Source organism: Vibrio sp. 2-Bac 85 (assembly GCF_037546705.1).
Classification (GTDB): Bacteria; Pseudomonadota; Gammaproteobacteria; order Enterobacterales; family Psychromonadaceae; genus Psychromonas.
On sequence record NZ_JALAAB010000001.1, the window covers coordinates 561,784 to 581,169 of the forward strand.

General features: G+C 38.0%; 18 protein-coding genes, 3 tRNA genes and 1 pseudogene. 11 read left to right on the top strand and 11 right to left on the bottom strand.

The window, feature by feature from the left end; genetic code table 11:
* Nucleotides 1-5 precede the first annotated feature (5 nt).
* Nucleotides 6-215 (bottom strand): hypothetical protein, encoded by a 210-nt coding sequence (locus tag MT390_RS02400; protein ID WP_499439401.1) that lies wholly within the window; start codon nt 213-215, stop codon nt 6-8.
* Between the two features lie 114 nt (nt 216-329).
* On the opposite strand from MT390_RS02400, the gene MT390_RS02405 reads away from it, so the two are divergent.
* Nucleotides 330-533, top strand: a complete 204-nt coding sequence (locus MT390_RS02405; protein WP_499439403.1) for a helix-turn-helix domain-containing protein — start codon at nt 330-332, stop codon at nt 531-533.
* Between the two features lie 135 nt (nt 534-668).
* On the opposite strand, the gene MT390_RS02410 is transcribed toward MT390_RS02405, so the two are convergent.
* From MT390_RS02410 to murB, 5 genes are all read right to left on the bottom strand, one after another.
* Nucleotides 669-743: transfer RNA gene (locus tag MT390_RS02410), tRNA-Gly, on the bottom strand.
* A 90-nt stretch (nt 744-833) separates the two neighbouring features.
* A tRNA-Tyr gene (locus tag MT390_RS02415) sits at nt 834-917 on the bottom strand.
* A gap of 10 nt (nt 918-927) precedes the next feature.
* Nucleotides 928-1,003 (bottom strand) — tRNA-Thr (locus MT390_RS02420).
* A gap of 117 nt (nt 1,004-1,120) precedes the next feature.
* A complete protein-coding gene (gene birA, locus MT390_RS02425; RefSeq protein ID WP_499439404.1) occupies nt 1,121-2,092 on the bottom strand; it encodes a bifunctional biotin--[acetyl-CoA-carboxylase] ligase/biotin operon repressor BirA in 972 nt (323 codons plus the stop codon).
* Entirely contained in the window at nt 2,085-3,149 is a 1,065-nt protein-coding gene (gene murB, locus MT390_RS02430; protein ID WP_499439502.1) for a UDP-N-acetylmuramate dehydrogenase, read from the bottom strand. Before murB ends, birA begins: the two co-directional genes overlap by 8 nt.
* Before the next feature lie 142 nt (nt 3,150-3,291).
* On the opposite strand from murB, the gene MT390_RS02435 reads away from it, so the two are divergent.
* Complete coding sequence (locus MT390_RS02435) at nt 3,292-3,735, top strand: GNAT family N-acetyltransferase (RefSeq protein ID WP_499439405.1); 444 nt, start codon at nt 3,292-3,294, stop codon at nt 3,733-3,735.
* On the opposite strand, the pseudogene msrB reads toward MT390_RS02435, so the two are convergent.
* Nucleotides 3,702-4,139 (bottom strand): annotated as a pseudogene (gene msrB / locus MT390_RS02440) (peptide-methionine (R)-S-oxide reductase MsrB); the annotation flags it as partial. The gene MT390_RS02435 and the pseudogene msrB overlap by 34 nt on opposite strands.
* A 411-nt stretch (nt 4,140-4,550) precedes the next feature.
* Here msrB and leuA point away from each other — a divergent pair.
* Both leuA and MT390_RS02450 read left to right on the top strand, forming a co-directional pair.
* Nucleotides 4,551-6,101, top strand: coding sequence for a 2-isopropylmalate synthase (gene leuA / locus MT390_RS02445; protein WP_499439406.1), 1,551 nt, complete (start codon nt 4,551-4,553; stop codon nt 6,099-6,101).
* Nucleotides 6,102-6,167: 66 nt separating this feature from the next.
* Nucleotides 6,168-6,797 carry an MBL fold metallo-hydrolase gene (locus MT390_RS02450; protein WP_499439407.1) on the top strand — a complete coding sequence of 210 codons (630 nt, stop codon included), beginning with the start codon at nt 6,168-6,170 and terminating at the stop codon, nt 6,795-6,797.
* 85 nt (nt 6,798-6,882) lie between these two features.
* Here the strand turns inward: MT390_RS02450 and MT390_RS02455 are convergent, their stop codons facing one another.
* On the bottom strand, nt 6,883-8,091 hold the full coding sequence (locus tag MT390_RS02455; protein WP_499439408.1) for a DUF945 family protein: 1,209 nt from the start codon (nt 8,089-8,091) through the stop codon (nt 6,883-6,885).
* A 306-nt stretch (nt 8,092-8,397) separates the two neighbouring features.
* Here MT390_RS02455 and cobO point away from each other — a divergent pair, with 306 nt between their 5' ends.
* Complete coding sequence (gene cobO, locus MT390_RS02460; protein ID WP_166368770.1) at nt 8,398-9,006, top strand: cob(I)yrinic acid a,c-diamide adenosyltransferase; 609 nt, start codon at nt 8,398-8,400, stop codon at nt 9,004-9,006.
* A gap of 108 nt (nt 9,007-9,114) precedes the next feature.
* Here the strand turns inward: cobO and prlC are convergent, their stop codons facing one another.
* A complete protein-coding gene (prlC, locus tag MT390_RS02465) occupies nt 9,115-11,166 on the bottom strand; it encodes an oligopeptidase A (protein ID WP_166368772.1) in 2,052 nt (683 codons plus the stop codon).
* Nucleotides 11,167-11,371: 205 nt separating this feature from the next.
* Between prlC and MT390_RS02470 the strand changes: the two genes are divergently transcribed.
* Nucleotides 11,372-13,360, top strand: coding sequence for an ATP-binding protein (locus MT390_RS02470; protein WP_499439409.1), 1,989 nt, complete (start codon nt 11,372-11,374; stop codon nt 13,358-13,360).
* Nucleotides 13,361-13,492: 132 nt separating this feature from the next.
* Here MT390_RS02470 and yihA read toward each other — a convergent pair whose 3' ends face one another.
* Nucleotides 13,493-14,203: a ribosome biogenesis GTP-binding protein YihA/YsxC gene (gene yihA / locus MT390_RS02475; protein WP_499439503.1), complete on the bottom strand. Its 711-nt coding sequence runs from the start codon at nt 14,201-14,203 to the stop codon at nt 13,493-13,495.
* Between the two features lie 117 nt (nt 14,204-14,320).
* Here yihA and MT390_RS02480 point away from each other — a divergent pair, with 117 nt between their 5' ends.
* The 5 genes from MT390_RS02480 to MT390_RS02500 all read left to right on the top strand — a co-directional run bounded on the left by MT390_RS02480 (nt 14,321) and on the right by MT390_RS02500 (nt 18,894).
* Entirely contained in the window at nt 14,321-14,923 is a 603-nt protein-coding gene (locus tag MT390_RS02480) for a c-type cytochrome (RefSeq protein ID WP_499439411.1), read from the top strand.
* A 198-nt stretch (nt 14,924-15,121) separates the two neighbouring features.
* The gene (gene yihI, locus MT390_RS02485) at nt 15,122-15,685 is read left to right on the top strand and encodes a Der GTPase-activating protein YihI (protein WP_499439413.1); all 564 of its coding nucleotides are present in this window, start codon (nt 15,122-15,124) and stop codon (nt 15,683-15,685) included.
* Between the two features lie 12 nt (nt 15,686-15,697).
* Nucleotides 15,698-16,180, top strand: coding sequence for a DUF2489 domain-containing protein (locus MT390_RS02490; RefSeq protein ID WP_166368780.1), 483 nt, complete (start codon nt 15,698-15,700; stop codon nt 16,178-16,180).
* 226 nt (nt 16,181-16,406) lie between these two features.
* The gene (gene hemN / locus MT390_RS02495; RefSeq protein ID WP_205962932.1) at nt 16,407-17,774 is read left to right on the top strand and encodes an oxygen-independent coproporphyrinogen III oxidase; all 1,368 of its coding nucleotides are present in this window, start codon (nt 16,407-16,409) and stop codon (nt 17,772-17,774) included.
* Nucleotides 17,764-18,894: an anhydro-N-acetylmuramic acid kinase gene (locus tag MT390_RS02500; RefSeq protein ID WP_499439414.1), complete on the top strand. Its 1,131-nt coding sequence runs from the start codon at nt 17,764-17,766 to the stop codon at nt 18,892-18,894. Before hemN ends, MT390_RS02500 begins: the two co-directional genes overlap by 11 nt.
* 181 nt (nt 18,895-19,075) lie before the next feature.
* Here MT390_RS02500 and MT390_RS02505 read toward each other — a convergent pair whose 3' ends face one another.
* Nucleotides 19,076-19,321: a DUF3624 family protein gene (locus tag MT390_RS02505; protein ID WP_499439415.1), complete on the bottom strand. Its 246-nt coding sequence runs from the start codon at nt 19,319-19,321 to the stop codon at nt 19,076-19,078.
* Nucleotides 19,322-19,386 lie beyond the last annotated feature (65 nt).

A 19,386-nucleotide genomic window follows, 5' to 3' on the forward strand; every position in this document is an offset into this window, starting at 1 on the left:
ACCTCTTATAAAATTACTAACGAATTATTTGAAATGCCCTCAAGCATTTCTTTCTCTACTCGTTCCCAAATGAACAAAATTTTTCGTCCCCCAAAAGGGCGAATATAATGAACTCCTTCAAAAAGAACTGAATCCTTCAATTGTTCACGAATCGTACGTGGGTCATATTTTATTTTCGAAGATAATTCTTCTGTAGTAAGATATGTCTGTTCCATAATATTACTCCTCTTATTAGCACCAAAATGATGCTTTAGAGATACAATAAGGCACAAAATAGCTCTTGTCAACACTATTTTGTATCTTTAGAGAAACATTTAAGGTGATTTAAAATGATCAAATGCCATTTATCAACACTCCTAGGAGCAAAGAAGTTAAAAATAGCTGATGTAGTGAGAGATACAGGGATTAATAGAAGTACTGTTACACGACTATTTCATGAGACAAATAATCGTATCGATTTTGAAACGTTAGAGTTGTTATGTAAATATTTGGATTGTACTGTTGGAGAGTTGCTTGAAGTTCATGACGAATAAGAGAAATTAAACTTGAATAGAAGTAAAAATAGGTTTGGACTACAAATGGGCGACTTTTGGTCCCTCATCTGATTTTATCAGGGTCCATAAACGAAAAAATCAACCGTAAGAGGTTGATTTTATGTAGATAAAACTTGGAGCGGGCAGCGGGAATCGAACCCGCATTATCAGCTTGGAAGGCTGGAGTAATAGCCATTATACGATGCCCGCAAACTGCATCTAGTAGCAAAAGCTACCAAGCAAAAAACAATGCTGTGCATTGTTATCTACTTACTCACTGTGACAAGTGAGATAAAAATATGGTGGAGGGAGGTGGATTCGAACCACCGAAGCTTTCGCGACAGATTTACAATCTGTTCCCTTTGGCCACTCGGGAACCCCTCCAGTACTTAGATGGTGCCGACTACCGGAGTCGAACTGGTGACCTACTGATTACAAGTCAGTTGCTCTACCTACTGAGCTAAGTCGGCGCTGTCTAAGTGCCGCGAATATTAAAGAACTTGAGCACACCTTGCAAGTGTTTCTTAGTAAAAAATTGGAGTTTTTTGATTGTTTGCTTAAAAAAAAATCAATTTCTAACATTTAGCCTAATTATTCGCCAAGCGTAACGAAATTTCTCCACCAATATACGCTTTCACTTGTTCATCTATTGCCAATAACAAAGCACCTTGATCATTAATTCCTCTGCAAATGCCTTTTTGCACCTTATCAGCCACCAGCAAATTTACTTGTTGGTTAATAAAGCAGTCCAATTCAAACCAACGCGCTAAAAATGGAGCTAGTCCTGTTTCTTCATAGGCATGCAATAGCGTATGCAACTCTTTAATTAATAACCCTGACAGTTTGTTACGGTCAACCGGTTGGGTGCTGATGTTATTTAAATCAATCCAAGGTTGATCAATCAATTTACCTTGCTCAGCTGGCATTCTCACATTAATACCAATACCAATCACGGTATGGCAAACATCAGAGGCCTGCGCGTTGAGTTCGATTAAAATACCCGCAAGCTTTTTACCTTGATAATAAAGATCGTTAGGCCACTTTAACCCTACGCCGTGAATTCCTAGCTTTTCCAATGCGTTAACGGTGGCAATACCGACCAGTAAACTTAAACCGGAGGCTTTGTCTATTCCTGCATCTAACCGCCAATACATTGAGAAGTAGAGGTGAGAAGCAAATGGTGAGATCCACTCTCTTCCTCGTCGTCCTCGTCCAGCTGTTTGATATTCTGCGATACAGGTTTGGCCGTTATTAAGCGAGGGAATTTTATCTAATAAGTATTGGTTAGTTGACTCCAGAATTTGCTCTACATGTACATTCTCTGAGCCACTCACAAGCTTAATAGATTGTTCGTCCAATAATGCTAAGCGGGTGGCACTGCAATAACCTTTTCCAGTGACCTTATAAATATCTAACCCAATCTCTTGCAAGGCTTTGATATAGTTATTAACCGAGGTTCTTGATACCCCTAATAGCTCACCGATTTTTTCACCGGAATGAAATTCACCGTCAGCTAATAGCGTTAATAACTTGTTACCTTGCTCATTTAATTCAGACATTTTGGATCACCTGTTGTAGCGATGTTTCACCTACGGCATCAATGAAGCGCACTTCATGCTCTAATAGCACCGCAAATTTTTGTAATACTTGCTCTCTGACAAACCATGCTAATTCAATCACATCCTCTGCCGTTGCTTTTCCATTGTCATTAATAAGCACCAGAGCCTGCTGTAGATGTACTGCTGCGCCACCTACTTTTTTACCTTTTAAACCACATTGATCTATTAACCAACCTGCCGCTAATTTAACGCTGCCATCGGGTTGTGGATAATGTGGCATATCTGAATGATGGGATAAAAGCTGTTGGCTTAAATGTTCACTGACAATTGGGTTTTTAAAGAAGCTACCGGCATTACCTAATATTTTAGGATCAGGTAATTTTTCGCTACGGATATGGCAGACACTATCAAATATCTGTTTTGCGCTTACTGACTCTTCAGTTTCATTGAGGCCTTGCAACAAACCATAACGACAATGTGCTTTCCATTGCTTAGGCAATTTTAAAGATACTGACGTAATTAAAGCGCGATCTTTTAACTCCCCTTTGAAAATACTATCGCGATAGGTGAATAAGCACTGTTCATTGGAGAGTGTGTTGAGACTGCCGTCAATGAGGTCAATATAATCAACACTGACACAGAAATCTTTAAGCTCAACACCGTAAGCGCCAATGTTTTGTACTGGCGCTGCGCCCACGACTCCCGGTATTAATGCCAGATTTTCTAAGCCATAAATACCTTGTTCGATGGTACTTTCAACAAGTTGATGCCAATCTTCACCTGCACTCACGTTGAGTAGATGATGAGTTTGATCTGCACTATGAGCCACGCCCATTAATTCTACTTTTATCACTAATCCGCTGAAATCGTCACAGAATAAAGTATTACTCCCTCCACCTAATACTAAGATAGGCTTCTCATTAGCACGCATTTCTTTGATCAATGCTAATAATTCGGGTAATTGCGAAAGCTGTTGAAAACGAAAAAGAAGATGCGCATGAGCATCAATTGAAAAGCTGTTAAAAGCCTTGAGTGAGCTGTTTTTTTCAATCATGATAATCCCTTATGGCATTAATATAGTCGCCCCTATTTATGATCTCTTTTTATCGTCACTTTTTATCGTTATTATAAAAATTAAATAGGCCACGGTGAGATAGTTTACCTTATCAATCACTTGAAACAAGTCACTCGGGATTTAGATGGACCTTAACTCACTGCAATTTTGTCAATTACAGAAACACCAAATACCTTTGGTCAATCAATTTTATAAGCAAGTCTATAAAAAAGGGCTTGCGAATAAAAGTGAACAAGTATTTGTTATAAAAAATCAACAAATACTGTGTGCAGCACGGCTAAAAACGGTACAAGGTGCAACACTCTTAACCGGTGTGGCTTGTTTACCTGCACTAAGAGGACAAGGTTTGGCAAGTAACTTACTAACCCAATTGCTTAGCGCTCAAATGCAGACTATTTACTGTTTTCCCTATCCACATTTGCAGATATTTTATCAACGACTTGGGTTTCAAACGTTGGAAGCGGCAACACTACCCGAAAAACTCGGCATTCAGTACCAACGTTATAACAGTCGAAAACCTTTACTTTGTATGATTTACGCTGGAAATAACGTTAATAAATCAGCGTAACCTTCCTCGGCCATTTTTTCTTTTTCAATAAAGCGTAATGAAGCAGAATTAATACAATAACGTAAACCTGTTGGAGCAGGGCCATCGTCGAACACATGCCCTAGGTGTGAATCAGCTGCCACACTTCTAATTTCAGTGCGTTGTGAAAATAATTTGTTATCTACTTTTTCAGCTAGGTCTGTATCAGCAATCGGTTGTGTAAAACTTGGCCATCCACAGTGTGCATCGAATTTATCTAGTGAGCTGAATAAAGGTTCGCCCGATACAATATCCACATAAATACCTTGTGCGGTATTGTCCCAATATAAATTATTAAAAGGAGGCTCAGTGCCCTCCTGTTGCGTCACTTGGTATTGCAGATCACTTAATTGTTGTTTCAATTCATCTTGTGATGGTTTTTTAAATTCACTCATTATTTTTCCTCTTTGTTCAATGTATTCGATAATACGACTTTATTGACCAGAATAAAATGTTATACCTGTTATCATTCAAGATACAAAAATCAGCAGGTATTGAGATGTTCAAGCTGTGAATATCAAGATGAAGATCTAAAGGCGATAAACACTGCGTGCATTATCTCGGTTATGGTAATAAGCACTTGACGCACAATTTAAAAACCGTAATTATTCATGCCACTATCATATTTTGGGTGAATTGATGACCTTTCTAACTGCACTCCTGCCAAGTTTACTGCTGACGTATAATGCGTGCGGGTTGTGAGTGTCTGAATCAATATCAGTTAAACTCTAAAAGCCCGTGCACTGCGCGGGTTTTTTTATAGCCACGATAAACCACTATCTATAAGAGGGATTTCTATGTCTGAGCAAGTAATTATTTTCGATACCACTTTACGCGATGGTGAACAGGCACTAAGTGCAAGCCTTACAGTGAAAGAAAAACTTCAGATTGCCTTTGCGCTAGAGCGTTTAGGGGTGGATATTATGGAGGTAGGCTTCCCTATTTCATCACCTGGTGATTTCGAATCTGTTCAAACCATCGCTAAAGAGGTTAAAAATAGTCGCGTCTGCGCCCTTTCTCGTGCGTTGCCTAAAGATATTGATGCAGCAGCACAGGCATTAAAAGTTGCTGATGCTTTCCGTATCCACACCTTTATTTCAACCTCTACTATCCATGTAGAAAGTAAATTAAAACGTTCATTTGATGATGTATTAGAGATGGCTGTGAAGGCTGTTAAGTACGCACGTAACTTTACCGATGACGTTGAGTTCTCCTGTGAAGATGCAGGCCGTACACCGATTGATAATTTATGCCGTATGGTTGAGCAAGCAATCAAAGCGGGTGCTAATACTATTAATATTCCAGATACTGTTGGTTACACTTATCCAAGTGAATTTGGCGGTATTATTAAAACCTTATTTGAGCGCGTTCCAAATATCGACCAAGCTGTTATTTCTGTACATTGCCATGATGATTTAGGCATGTCGGTTGCGAACTCTATTACCGCCGTTGAAAATGGTGCGCGTCAGATTGAATGTACCATGAATGGTATCGGTGAACGCGCTGGTAACTGTTCATTGGAAGAAGTGGCGATGATTTTACATACACGTAAAGCTAAAATGGGCTACTCAACTAAGATTAATCCCGTTGAAATTGCACGCACTAGCCAATTAGTGAGCCAAATCTGTAATATGCCTATTCAATCTAATAAAGCGATTGTAGGGGCTAATGCCTTTTCTCATTCATCGGGCATTCATCAAGATGGTGTGTTAAAAGCACAGAATACCTATGAAATTATTACCCCTGAAAGCGTAGGTATTTTAACGAATAAATTAAACTTAACTTCTCGCTCTGGCCGCCACGTTATTCAACACCGTATGCAAGAGTTAGGTTACCGCGATACAGATTATGATTTAGAGGAGTTATACACTAGCTTTTTAGCGTTAGCGGATAAAAAAGGCCAAGTATTTGACTACGATTTAGAAGCATTAATGTTCTTTAACCAAATCGATAATGAACCTGAGCACTACAAACTATCAAGCATCAACGTTCAATCTGGCTCTGGCTTAGTGGCGACTGCAACGGTTGTGATGCAAATTGGCGAAGATAAACGAGTTGTAGAAGCTGCAACGGGTAACGGCCCAATCGATGCTACTTATCAATGTTTAATGCGCATCTCGGGTCTAGACATTAATATGGACTCTTATAAAATTAGCAGTAAAGGTAAAGGCAAAGATGCCTTAGGACAAGTGGATATTGTTGCTTCTTACAAGGAACAAAAATTCCATGGTATTGGTTTATCAACGGATATTATTGAATCTTCTGCCAAGGCATTAGTGCATGTAATGAACCATATTCACCTTGCTAAAGCCGTTGAAGTTAAGAAAAAGCATTTAGCACAAGTATAACCTGATAAAATGAGTTTGATAAAAAGGCAACCGAGTGTTGCCTTTTGCATTATTAAGGACTGAAAAATGAAAATAGTTGTTATTCCAGTTACACCTTATCAACAGAATTGTAGCTTGGTCATTTGTGAAACAACAAAAAAAGCAGCGGTCGTGGATCCCGGTGGTGAAGTAGAACGCATTATCAGCGCGATTAAAAACCATCAAGTGACCGTTGACAAAATTATCTTAACTCATGGGCATTTAGATCACGTGGGCGGCACTGAACCATTAATGCAACGCCTAAATGTACCCGTTATAGGTCCAGAAAAAGAGGATACGTTCTGGTTAGAAACACTCGAACAGCAAAGCCAAATGTTTTCTTTTCCTAAAACAAGCAGTTTTTTACCAACGCAATGGTTACAAGAAGGCGATGTAATTGAAGTAGGCGATATAAAACTCGACGTTTTACATGTACCAGGACACACACCAGGTCATGTCGCTTTATTTGATGCCAACAGCAAGCAAATTATCGTGGGTGATATTTTATTTAATGGATCGATTGGCCGTACTGATTTTCCACGTGGTGATCATGGGCAATTAATCTCAGGCATTAAGCAAAAAATACTCACTTTACCTGAAGAGACAGTGGTTTTTCCTGGGCATGGCCCAACCACTACCATTGGCAGAGAAAAAGTCAGCAATCCATACTTACGTTAGTTTTTACTAAAAAGCGTGAATAAGTATAAAGCGAGTGACACATTTTTTATTACAGTCTCTTCACTCGCTTTATAAACCTTAGCTTTTACATAGGAACAACTTGCCCGTTTACCTTCAGCTCACCTCTATCTAAACTCGAGGTTAGCGTTAACTGCTGATCCTGTTGTTTTAAGATACCACTAGCCATTCCCATTTGTATGAATCCGCCAACATTTGGTTGTTGTGCTAGCTTTTCCGGTAAACTCACATTTAATTCACCGTTGCTATAATCGATTAAAGCCAGTGGGTTATCCATTACTTCGGTGAGACCTGTACCACGTTGAATATTGAGATCAAGGTCAGCATTGACCTCTCCCCAAGGCGTATTTGAACGGAGTGTTTGTAAAGTAACTTTACCTCCTAAGCTCAAAACATGTCCCAATTGCTGCTTAATTAAATGCGGCCTTTCTAAACTCGATTTTAGGTCTTGTAGCGCTGCCACATTAAGCCCTGATAACAATAGTTTAATATGATTATCAGTGAAGGTTTCCTTCCCGTTTTTAAGCTCTTTTATGCGCCAGTCACTTACTGTATTAACTGTTTGTTGCTGTTGACCTATTTCACTTTTCCCTTCTAAACGTACCGATTTAAGATGTAACTGTTGCTCTGCACGCTGGAAATTAAATTGAGCAAGATGCATCTGATATTGGTAGTTAAATAAATCAGTATCTTTTACCTGTGAAAAAGTCGCTGATATCGCGATATTATCCGTAGCAAATTTTTCATCATAAATAGCGCCGCTAAAACCAGCCCAATCAATATCAAAAGAACCAGAATCATCTTTTAAATCATATTGATAGTTAAAGAATAACGGTGTGCTATTCAAACTTTCAACTTGATTATTAAATGCCCCTGCAACCAATGTTACTTTTCCTGTGACATTACCTAATAAATTGAGTTCTTCTGTCGAGAATAACCACTGATCAGTTTTGAAGTATTGTGTCAATTTTTGAGCTTGATGCGAATCTAATAACTTAATTTTACTATTTGCTATCGCTTTATACGGGTAATGGCGAATATCAGAATCAATCACGATATATTGCACACCTTGCCCTTCTACTGGGATCCTGATTTTAATTCTCGCATGTGCTGTTAATAATGATTTTTCATAACTAATCAACTGTACTTGTGTTTGTTTGTTTTGTGACTGTATCACCTGCTTCTCAAATTCAGTTTGTACCATTTCACCAACAAAATAGGTACTCACTAATGAGATAAAAAACAGTGCAAGTATTGAGATAAATAATTTTTTCATTATGCCCTTATTAAAAAATGGCTTCTAGTGAGATCCAAAATCGACCTGCCTGAGGAGTGTATTTACTTCATTATTTATTGAAAACATTGTAGATTACAATAGTTGAATCAAGTTTTTAGTCGATTCGACCAAAATAAATTCAAATTAAAACCACAACGGTGTTTTAACCTTTATGCCTTGTACCTGTTCACCTCACATCTTGCTGATTTTTGCATCTTGACTGGTAACGGGTATATTGATCCATCTATAGGCCTGAACCATTCAGGTCTATGTTCATCACCTATTTAGTAACAATAAGGAAAAAACATGGCTGCTGATAAAATTTCAGAAGAAAAGCATTTAAAAAAAATGAAAGCGGTAAAAGAAAAACAAGATCAAAAAATTGCAGCAGCACAGGAAGAGCGTGGTGTGAGTATCCTCTTAGCAGGCCCAGGTAAAGGTAAAAGTAGTTCTGCTTTTGGTATGTTAGCGCGTTCACTAGGCCATGGTCATAAAGTTGCGGTTGTACAGTTTTTAAAAGGTGCGATGTCTACCGGTGAGGAGAAATTTTTCACCAGCCACGACAATGTGGATTGGTTCACTATGGGTGACGGTTTCACGTGGGAAACTCAAAACAGACAAAAAGATATCGATAGTGCTAAAAAAGCCTGGGACAAAGCGGCTGAATTAATGGCTGATGAACAATATAATTTAGTTATATTAGATGAAATTACTTATATGTTTAAGTATGAATATCTTGAGATTCAACCAACTTTAGATGCGCTAAAAAATCGCCCTAAAAATATGAACGTGGTATTAACAGGCCGTGGTCCAAAGCAAGAGTTAATCGATGCAGTTGATACTTATAGTCTTATCCTAGCTGAAAAGCATGCCTTTAAAGATGGTGTTAAAGCACAAGCTGGTATTGAGTGGTAAACACTAAGTGATATAAGAGTAATATAACACCTAGAAAAAGGGCTTGTAAGTGATTCACTTCAAGCCCTTTTTTATTACTCGTTTAAAGCGATTTAACGTTATTTAACGTTATTTAATACCAGAATGACGTAATAACGCATCAATTGATGGCTCGCGTCCCATAAAGGCTTTAAACAATTCCATTGGTGCTTCGCTACCGCCTTTTTCAAGGATATTAGTTAAAAACGAACGTCCCGTCTCTGCATTAAAAATACCCGTTTCTTCAAAGCGAGAGAAGGCATCTGCCGATAATACTTCAGCCCATTTATAGCTGTAATAACCTGCTGCATAACCCCCAGCAAAGATATGACTAAAACTATGTTGGAATCTATTAAAGTCAGGCGCATCAATGACTGCCACTTTAGAACGTACTTCTGCTAACACTCTTTCAACTTGACCTTTTTCACCCACTTGGTATTGATTATGTAGAATAAAATCAAATAATGAGAACTCAAGCTGACGCACCATTTGCAATGCACTATTGTAGTTTTTGGCTTCTAGCATTTTTTGCAATAGATCTGCAGGCAATGTATCACCGGTATCAACATGGCCAGAAATCAAGGCTAACGCCTCAGGCTCCCAACACCAATTTTCTAAGAACTGGCTTGGTAACTCGACTGCATCCCAAGGCACACCACTAATACCCGAAACACCTGATGATTCAACTTTAGTTAACATATGGTGAATACCGTGACCAAATTCATGGAATAACGTGACCACTTCATTGTGTGTAAACAATGCTTCTTGATCACCAACTGGCTTATTAAAGTTACAGGTCAAATAAGCGACAGGCAGTTGCAAGCTACCATCCACTTTACGACGACGCCCACGGCAATCTTGCATCCAAGCACCGCCACGTTTGTGTGCACGCGCGTATAAATCTAAATAGAAACTACCAATATGCTCTTTTTGACGATTAAATATTTTAAAGAAACGCGCATCTTTATGCCAAGTATCAACATCTTTAAACTCTTTGATATTTAAATCAAAGAGACGATGTACAACATCAAATAACCCAGAGACAACTTTACTCTCAGGGAAGTAAGGGCGTAATTGTTCGTCGGATATGTTGTAACGTTGCTGTTTTAATAACTCAGCGTAATAACTTAAATCCCACGCTTGTAAATTATCTAGTCCGTCTTTTTGTTGTGCAAAAGCAAATACTTGGTCGCGCTCTTGTTTCGCCTGCAGTATTGATTTATCCGCCAGCTCTGTTAAAAAATCAATAACTTGAGATGGTTTTTCAGCCATTTTTGTTGCTAAGCTATATTCACCAAAGTCATTAAAATCTAATAATTGAGCAAGTTCATGTCGTAACGATAATATCTGTTCAATATTTTCACTATTATCAAATTCGTTGGCGTTAGGACCTTGATCAGAGGCACGTGTAGCAAAGGCGGTGTAAACCTCTTTACGTAATTCACGATTTTCTGCATATGACATCACAGCTAAGTAACTTGGAAAATCTAATGTAAATAAATAGCCTTCTAGCTCTTTTTCTTGTGCGGCTTGTTTAGCTGCTGCTATCGCTGTTTTTGGTAGGCCTGCTAGAGTGTCTAGATCAGTAACCAATTTACTCCAAGCGATGGTGGCATCCATTACGTTGTTGCTAAAAGAAGATTGTAACTGTGAAAGTTGTTGTTTAATTTCACCGTAACGTTGTTTCTTATCATCGCTTAATGCAATACCTGCTAATTTAAAATCACGCAGTTCATTTTCAACTACTTTTTTCTGTTCATCTTTTAATTCAGCAAATTCTGCACTATTGGCTATGCTTAAATACGCTTCATACAGACCTTGGTGTTGACCGACAAAAGTACCATACTCTGAAAATAGGCCGATACATGCATCATGTGCAGCACGTAACTCATCATTACTAACCACTGCATTCATATGCGACACTGGTGACCATAGTTTTCCAAGATGATCATCTGCTTCATCTAATACGGCTACAAAATTGTCCCAGGTATAAGTATCTAATTCTGCTAACTTTTGTTCGATTAATGCTTTATTATCTGCAATCGTTTGTTTGACAATGGGTTCGATTTCATCAATCTTCAACTGACTGAAAAAAGGAAGGCCATCGGTTTTTGTTAAGCTCGAGTCTTTTGTTATAGTCATAGCATTCATCTTATCTGAGAAGGAACTGATAATATGCGGTCACAAATGATAAAATTCAAGGTATTGAATTCAGGCTAACTGATATTTTTTACCCTCAACAGTAAAATTGTACCGCTCACTGTACGTAGACACTGTCAGATGACGATATAGATGTAACAAATATCGTAGAGTTCTCGACATACATTTAAGCAATGGATTGATATTAATGCCTATAAATAAAATAACTTCTTTAGCAGAGCAGCCTCCTCTTAAAATAAAAAGCAGCTTATCCATTCGTTTACTTTCTTATATTTTAATTTGCAGTACCGCCCTAGCCATTATTATAACCTTGTTACAATTATTATTAGATTATCAACAAGATAGAGCAAAAATAGAAGATAGTATTGAACAGGTCAGATCCAGCTTTATACAGCCGCTCGCGGTTAGCTTATGGAATTTTGATAAAGAACAAATAGATATTCAGAGTAAAGGCATTATGAACTTGCCTTATATACAATACATAAAAGTACAGGAAGTCGTTGGTAATACCGAAGTAGCGATTTCACATCAAGGTACTAGCAAAGAGCACTACGATATTAGTAAAAAGTTTGACCTAATACATCAAGGTCAAGTCGTTGGCACCTTGTTTGTAGCGGCTTCTTTAGAGCAAGTTTACGATAATTTAATCGAGAAATCGTTATTGATCCTAGTTGGGCAAACCATTAAAACTATGGTCGTATCCATTTGTATATTAATGATTATTTATTACATGGTTATCCGCCATATTAATAAAATTGCCGTTTATACCCGCAATATTAAACTCAGTGCAAGTAATAGAGATTTAAGATTAGATGGACGCGACCGTTATATTTCATCGAAAAGTGATGAACTAGATGAACTTGTTTATTTACTAAATAAAATGAAAAAACGTATTGTGGCTGAACTCACTGACAAAGAAACAGCCATTAAAGAACTACAGCAAGAGCGAGACTTCTCAGCGACCATAATCAACTCATCAAGTACCATCATTTGCTGTCTAGATGCTAACTTTAAAATATCTACTATAAACCCTGCGGCGGTTATTCTGACGGGATATTCACAGGAAGAGTTAAACCAAAAGAATTGGTTAGATATTTTTGTATCAGAAGGCCGTAAACAAGAGCTACTAGACAAACTTGCAGAGAACGAACCCTTACAGGGTATTGAAATCGAGATGCACGATCAAATGGGTGAAGTTAATACGCTATTATGGACCTTTTCCGCTTTTTATGAAGGCATGGATATTAAGTATTTGATTGGATTCGGTCACGATATCACACCACAAAAACAAGTAGAGCAAGAGATGCTGCTGCTTAATGACCAACTTGAAGAAAAAGTCACTAAACGAACAGCGGCTTTAACCGCCAGTAATAGCCAAATGATCCAAACCGTTGAACAGCTAAAACGCACCCAACAGACATTAGTAGAATCTGAAAAAATGGCTTCTTTAGGTAGTTTGGTTGCCGGTGTCACTCATGAAATTATTACCCCAATTGGTATTAGCGTTACCACTGCAACTGCGCTACAGGAAGAGATTGCTGGTCTAAAAGGCAAACTTGCAGATGGTCAACTTTCAGACTTTTATTTACAAGGTTTGATTGAACGCTTTTCAGAATCGGGTCGGTTATTACACAGCAACTTAAAACGCGCGGCTGATTTGATTAATAGTTTTAAACAAGTGGCTGTGGATCAATCTTCAGAGGCTTGTTATACCTTTAAATTAAAAGAAAATATCGAACAGGTCGTTACTTCGTTAAAGTATAAAATCAAACAAAGCCAAACCACGATTACCATAACCTGTCCTGAAGAGCTTGTTATTTATAGTTTCCCCGGAAGTTTTGTACAGATTTATTCTAATTTAATCATTAACTCTCTGATCCATGGTTTTCAACAATGGGATGATCAACGTCAGATTTTTATTGATATTGAATTGCAGGAAACAACGCTTGTGATCGATTATCGAGATACTGGTAGAGGCATTCCAGAAGACATGACAGAGCGGATCTTTGACCCCTTTGTAACAACTAAAAAAGGATCTGGAGGAAGTGGTTTAGGCACGCATATTGTTTATAATATTGTGACTCAATTGTTTAAAGGAGAAATTGAATATATGCCCTCGTCGCCCGGCGCGCACTTTGTGATGAGAATACCTTATCGAGCTTGTATGAATTCTTAGTCAGTTTGGGTTATATAAAAACGACGATAAAGCACATGAAAACTGCCGAAGATAATCTAACGGCAGTGTTCGGATTTACTTCACTGTATCGAGCTTACTAAGTTATACCGGTTTTACCCAGTGATATCTGATTTACTCAACTATACTTGTTGTCTGCTCTGAATCCAGATCGGTATTTACTTCAATTTCTTCTTCTGTTGCCGTTAGTAAGTCATGCTCGCCATACCATTGCGCTATTTTACGCTCTAATACATCAACACCTAACCCTTTCAAAGATGAGAATAATTCAACTTGCACATCGCCTTCAAAATTTTCAGCTTCTTCACGCATTTTTAACAATGTTGCTTTACGCGCGCCCTGTTTTAATTTATCTGCTTTAGTGAGCAACGCTAACACTGGAATATTCGCATCAATAGCCCAAAATATTAGCTGTTGATCTAAATCTTTAAAAGGATGGCGAATATCCATCAATACCACTAAGCCTTTTAGTGATTCTCTTTCTTGCAAGTACTCACCCAGCGATTTTTGCCATTTTAGCTTCATTGCTAATGGTACTTTTGCAAAACCATAACCAGGTAAATCGATCAGCCTTTTACCTTCTTCGATTTCAAATACGTTAATTAATTGCGTACGACCAGGAGTTTTACTGGTTCTTGCTAAACTTTTTTGACGAGTAAGGCGATTTAATGCACTAGATTTACCTGCATTAGAACGACCAGCAAACGCGACCTCGATACCACTTTCCACCGGTAAATGCTTATCTAAATGGCGAATATCAGGCGCACTAATTAAAAAATGTGCTTTTTGAAAATGTATTTTTGGAAATTCCACGATATGCCTCATATGTTTGTGTAGCAAAATTGTTACTTTACTGAAAACTTGTGTAAACTACACAAGCTTTATTTGCGCACATTGTAGCACGCCTAAATTAACAAACTTTAAGAATTAGATTGGATAGTTATGAATAAATTATTAGTAGCAGTCATCGCAGTATTGGGTTTTATTAACGTAGCTCAAGCACAAGGCGATATAGAAGCAGGGAAAACTAAATCAACGACGTGTGTAGCTTGTCACGGCGCTGATGGTAATAGTCCATCAAATCTATATCCAAAAATAGCAGGTCAACATGCCTCTTATCTTGTAAAACAATTACAAGAGTTTAAAAGTGGTGTTCGTGAAGATCCTATCATGGCAGGTATGGTAGCTGGGCTTTCAGAGCAGGATATGGAAGATTTAGCCGCTTATTTTTCTTCTCAAACAATGACGCCTGAAACCGTTTCTCCAGAAGTGGCAGAAGCAGCGAAGAAGTTTTACATGGGTGGTGATTTAGATCGCGGTATCCCAGGATGTACTGCTTGTCACGGTCCTAGAGGTAATGGTTTAGAGCTTGCTAAATTCCCTAAAATTTCAGGGCAACATCCAGCTTACTTAAAATCTCAACTTGAAAAATTCCGTAGCAACCTTCGCCACAATGCACCCAATGGTATGATGAAAGATATCTCAGTTAAGTTAAGCGACGCTGATATCGAATTATTATCTCAATATATTTCAGCGTTACATTAATCATTTCTGATTAAATCGCTTAAAAAGGCATATCTTTCGAGATATGCCTTTTTTTATATGCTTTTTTAAGTTTTATAAACCTGCTATTCTGCGCAACACTAACATCCCCCATTTTGGTGCTAATAGCACCGCTATCATTGATGTTGAAAAATGCTATCCGTAGCCATACATTATGATCGATATAAAAGGTAACTAAACATGTCTCGTACTAAAAAAAGCCGTAGCGCAGGTAACTCTGAGCCTAAATTTGATGGCAGTAGAAAAGAAACGTCATCACAATCTCAGGCTTCACGCGATAAAAAACGTAAAGATAAATTAAAAGGCAATAAAGCTGGTAACCGTAATGCCGTTGAATCAAAGCAAAGCGCGCAAAAAAATCAGCGACAAGCCAATAACGATAAACGTATTGGCAGTAAAAAACCAATTGCCTTAACAAGTAATGATCAACCTCAAGAAGCTGTTAAGCCAAAGGTTCTATTACAACCCAAAGCGAAAGTCATTAAAAGCACAGTACAACAAGCTCCTAAGTTATCACCGGAAAAAGAACTTTCAGAGCTTGAAAATAATGAACGCTTAAATGATTTATTAGAGCAAATGGAAACGGATCAAGCTTTATCAAAAGAAGACCAAACTTGGGTTGATAAACAGATGAAGCGTCACCAAGAGTTAATGAAGAAATTAGGTTGGATTGATGACCAAGGCGAAGAAGACTTGTTACAGCAATTTGAAGATGCAAGCTCAGCTTTAGATGAATTTAGATAGGCGAAACCCTACATGGACATGATGATGATATTAGCAACCTTAGCGGTTGTGATAGTACTTGCTCTGGCTTTTTATGCTGGCATGTTGCTCAATAAATTAAAAATGCAAAAAGTACAGGCTTTGAAACTTGAGCAACAACAAGAGTTAACAAAAAAGCAGAAGATTGAAGATAGAAACAATAACATTGTTGAAAGTATTCGCTTTATCGCTAAAGCGACTACACAAAAGCAATGTAATGTATCGGAAGCGGCTATTCGTTTAACGGTATTATTAGAAACATTACAACTGTCAAAACCCATTGATATCGCGGCTACTTACCCTGCTTTAACGGCTATGTATGAAAAAGTAAAAGACATGCCAACCCATGATGAGCGTAAGAGTTATCCAGTGAAAGAGATTAAAATAATGGATATTAAACGCGAATTATTTGAAGTAGAAGTTGAAGAGGATATCATTAAAGAAAGTGCAAAATTAGCTGAGTTTACTATTCTATAGCCTTTACCATTCAAGGTGAGAAGTCACCTAGCCGAGGAATGAATAGACTCTTGGTATAAAGGTGCGTAGCTAATGGGCATAGTTAATGAGCATAGTTAATGAGCATAGTATAAACAATAACTTAAATATACTTTTTGTCAGATGGACTGATATAACGCAATATAACTCGCTTCAAGCGATGCTACTATTGCGTTTCTAACCTACAAAATAATAAAGAGAGTTGAAAATGCAGCAGCTTGTATGGGATCAGGCCCTAATTGAAAAGTATAATTATAGCGGTCCTCGTTATACTTCTTACCCAACAGCGTTGGAATTTGCTGAAAGCTTTGAACATGCGGATTTAATTCAAGCAACGGATACCTATCCCGACCGCCCTTTATCTTTATATATCCATATCCCTTTTTGCCATAAGCTTTGCTATTTTTGTGGTTGTAATAAAGTAATCACTCGTCACCAAGAAAAAGCAGACAAATACTTAGATTATTTAGAAAAAGAGATAGCAAACCAAGCAGTTCACTTCAAAAATCGTACAGTGAGCCAACTTCACTGGGGCGGTGGCACTCCCACTTTCTTATTACCACCGCAAATTACACGATTAATGACCTTATTACGCACTCATTTTACTTTCTCAGAACAAGCAGAGTTAAGTATTGAGGTTGATCCACGTGAAATTGAATTGAGTACTATCGACCACTTAGCAAAAGAGGGTTTTAATCGTCTTAGTTTAGGGGTTCAAGATTTTAATAAAGACGTTCAAAAAGTGATTAATCGTGAGCAAGATGAAGATTTCATTGAGCAACTTTTAACTCGCGCCAAAGAACAAGGGTTTCAATCTACTAATCTCGATATGATTTATGGATTGCCGCTACAAACAAAAGAAACCTTTGCTTTCACGCTAGAGAAAGTCTTAGCCCTAGATCCTGCACGTTTATCCATTTTTAACTATGCACATATGCCAAGTCTTTTTGCGGCACAGCGAAAAATCAATGAAGATGATATGCCAAAACCTGCAGAGAAATTGGCCATGCTACAACATACTATCGAGTTTTTGACCGCATCAGGTTATCAATTTATTGGTATGGACCACTTTGCTAAACCCGATGATGAATTAGCTATCGCGCAGCAAAAAGGTATTTTACATCGAAATTTTCAAGGATATACCACTCAAGAAGACGCCGATTTATTAGGGTTGGGTGTGTCTGCAATCAGTCAGATTGGCCACTGTTACTCGCAAAACCAGAAGAAGCTTAGTGATTATTATCAACAAGTTGAAGAATTAGGTCATGCACAATGGCGTGGTGTCGCACTGAATCAAGATGATTTAATTCGTCGTGAGGTTATCAAACAATTGATCTGTAATTTTAAATTAAATAAACGTGACATTGAAAAACAATTTAATATCCAATTTGAAGACTATTTTGCAGAAGATATCATTTTATTACAGACCTTTATCGATGATCAGCTTGTGGTGATTGATACTGAAAAAATTCAAGTTTTATCAACCGGGCAATTATTGATACGTAACATCTGTATGTGTTTTGATGTTTACCTACGCAGTAAAGCACGTCAACAGCAGTTCTCGCGTGTCATCTAACCCGCTAACATCTGTGCCAACACAGCCGATTTATTATATTGGTTTAATGTCTGGCACTAGCTTAGATGCCATCGATGTTGCTTTATGCCAGCGCCAAGGAACTCGCTTTGAACAAGTCGCCGGCACCGCGATAGCACTAGCGCCATCATTACGCGAAAAATTACTCACCATCTGTAATGAAAAAAAAGTGACCTTACAAACATTAGGAGAAGTCGACCATCAGTTTGCCTTAGCTTGTGCAGAAGCAGTCCTTGAACTGTTGAAAAGTAACAACATAGAAGCCACTAATATCGCTGCTATTGGCAGCCATGGCCAAACTATTTTCCACTCTCCCGATACTCAATATGCCTTCACACAACAAATTGGTGATGGCAATTTAATTGCAGCTAAAACACAGATCCCCTGTGTAGCTGATTTCAGAAGAATGGACATGGCTTACGGGGGTCAAGGTGCGCCGTTAGTGCCTGCTTTTCATCAAGCTTTATTTGCACAGGAAAAGCAACAACGTGTGATCCTCAACATTGGTGGCATTGCTAATATTAGTATTCTCAATGGGACTGAACATGCTTTTGGCTATGATACAGGTCCAGGCAATATGTTGATGGATGCATGGATTCATTTACATCATCAACAAGCCTTTGATAAAGAAGCTTGGTTTGCCGTCACAGGTAAAGTTAATCAAAGCTTATTAAGTGCTTTATTAAACGATCCTTACTTTGTATTAAGCGCACCAAAAAGTACTGGCCGAGAAAAATTTAACCTAAACTGGTTACAACAAAAATTAACCTCGCACGTAGTAAGTAAAGAAGATGTACAACGTACCCTATTAGAATTTACTGCGGTGACAATTTGTGACCAAATAAAGCAACAAAGTGATGCATGTAATGTTTACGTGTGTGGAGGTGGTGCACTTAACCCATTATTAATGCAGCGTTTAAAAGACTTAATGCCAGGTCATAAAGTACAAACGACACAGGCTTTAGCAATTGATCCTATGTATGTAGAAGCAGTAGCATTTGCTTGGTTAGCTGAACAGCGGATAATAGAAAAGACAGTACCGTTAAAAGCAGTGACTGGTGCACTACGAGATGCCATTTTAGGCTGTGTCTACTTACCTTAAAACCGCCTGTCTTAAATACAGCTTAACTTAACAACTTGCTTACCTCAAAAACAGTTCACATTAACAACTTTTTACATTAACAACTTTCCACCTTAACAACCATGACGCTATAAACGAAGTGCAGGGCGAAGCTATGTAGTTATGTAAGTTATGTAGTTAAAGTTTTTTATCTCCTATGCGATTAAAGATCTTTACTGTCTTTCCAGCGATAGAAACTCCAAGCACTTAAATGCGCTAACATCAATAACACTAAGCTACCTAGAAACATGATTAAAGCAACACGTTGCACCGCTTGTAATGCACTAATATCAATCCAATAATAAATGCTTGCTGTCAGCGCCAACAATATAAAATTAATCCACATACATTGCTTACAACGACCTAGTTTTTGCTTAATCAGTGTTGTGGCACAAAATTCACAAGACATTTTTACCTCTCTTTCAGTGACATTATTAGTCGATAACCATTAACATCCATCAATGATAGCGAACT

Excerpts from the sequence above, each read along its gene's own strand:
- yihI (WP_499439413.1), top strand. The coding sequence starts at position 15,122 with ATGTCTCGTACTAAAAAAAGCCGTAGCGCAGGTAACTCTGAGCCTAAA.
- MT390_RS02470 (WP_499439409.1), top strand. The coding sequence starts at position 11,372 with ATGCCTATAAATAAAATAACTTCTTTAGCAGAGCAGCCTCCTCTTAAA.
- MT390_RS02435 (WP_499439405.1), top strand. The coding sequence starts at position 3,292 with ATGGACCTTAACTCACTGCAATTTTGTCAATTACAGAAACACCAAATA.
- MT390_RS02490 (WP_166368780.1), top strand. The coding sequence starts at position 15,698 with ATGGACATGATGATGATATTAGCAACCTTAGCGGTTGTGATAGTACTT.
- MT390_RS02405 (WP_499439403.1), top strand. The coding sequence starts at position 330 with ATGATCAAATGCCATTTATCAACACTCCTAGGAGCAAAGAAGTTAAAA.
- prlC (WP_166368772.1), bottom strand. The coding sequence starts at position 11,166 with ATGACTATAACAAAAGACTCGAGCTTAACAAAAACCGATGGCCTTCCT.
- yihA (WP_499439503.1), bottom strand. The coding sequence starts at position 14,203 with ATGAGGCATATCGTGGAATTTCCAAAAATACATTTTCAAAAAGCACAT.
- MT390_RS02450 (WP_499439407.1), top strand. The coding sequence starts at position 6,168 with ATGAAAATAGTTGTTATTCCAGTTACACCTTATCAACAGAATTGTAGC.
- hemN (WP_205962932.1), top strand. The coding sequence starts at position 16,407 with ATGCAGCAGCTTGTATGGGATCAGGCCCTAATTGAAAAGTATAATTAT.
- MT390_RS02455 (WP_499439408.1), bottom strand. The coding sequence starts at position 8,091 with ATGAAAAAATTATTTATCTCAATACTTGCACTGTTTTTTATCTCATTA.
- MT390_RS02505 (WP_499439415.1), bottom strand. The coding sequence starts at position 19,321 with ATGTCTTGTGAATTTTGTGCCACAACACTGATTAAGCAAAAACTAGGT.
- leuA (WP_499439406.1), top strand. The coding sequence starts at position 4,551 with ATGTCTGAGCAAGTAATTATTTTCGATACCACTTTACGCGATGGTGAA.
- MT390_RS02480 (WP_499439411.1), top strand. The coding sequence starts at position 14,321 with ATGAATAAATTATTAGTAGCAGTCATCGCAGTATTGGGTTTTATTAAC.
- birA (WP_499439404.1), bottom strand. The coding sequence starts at position 2,092 with ATGTCTGAATTAAATGAGCAAGGTAACAAGTTATTAACGCTATTAGCT.
- cobO (WP_166368770.1), top strand. The coding sequence starts at position 8,398 with ATGGCTGCTGATAAAATTTCAGAAGAAAAGCATTTAAAAAAAATGAAA.
- MT390_RS02400 (WP_499439401.1), bottom strand. The coding sequence starts at position 215 with ATGGAACAGACATATCTTACTACAGAAGAATTATCTTCGAAAATAAAA.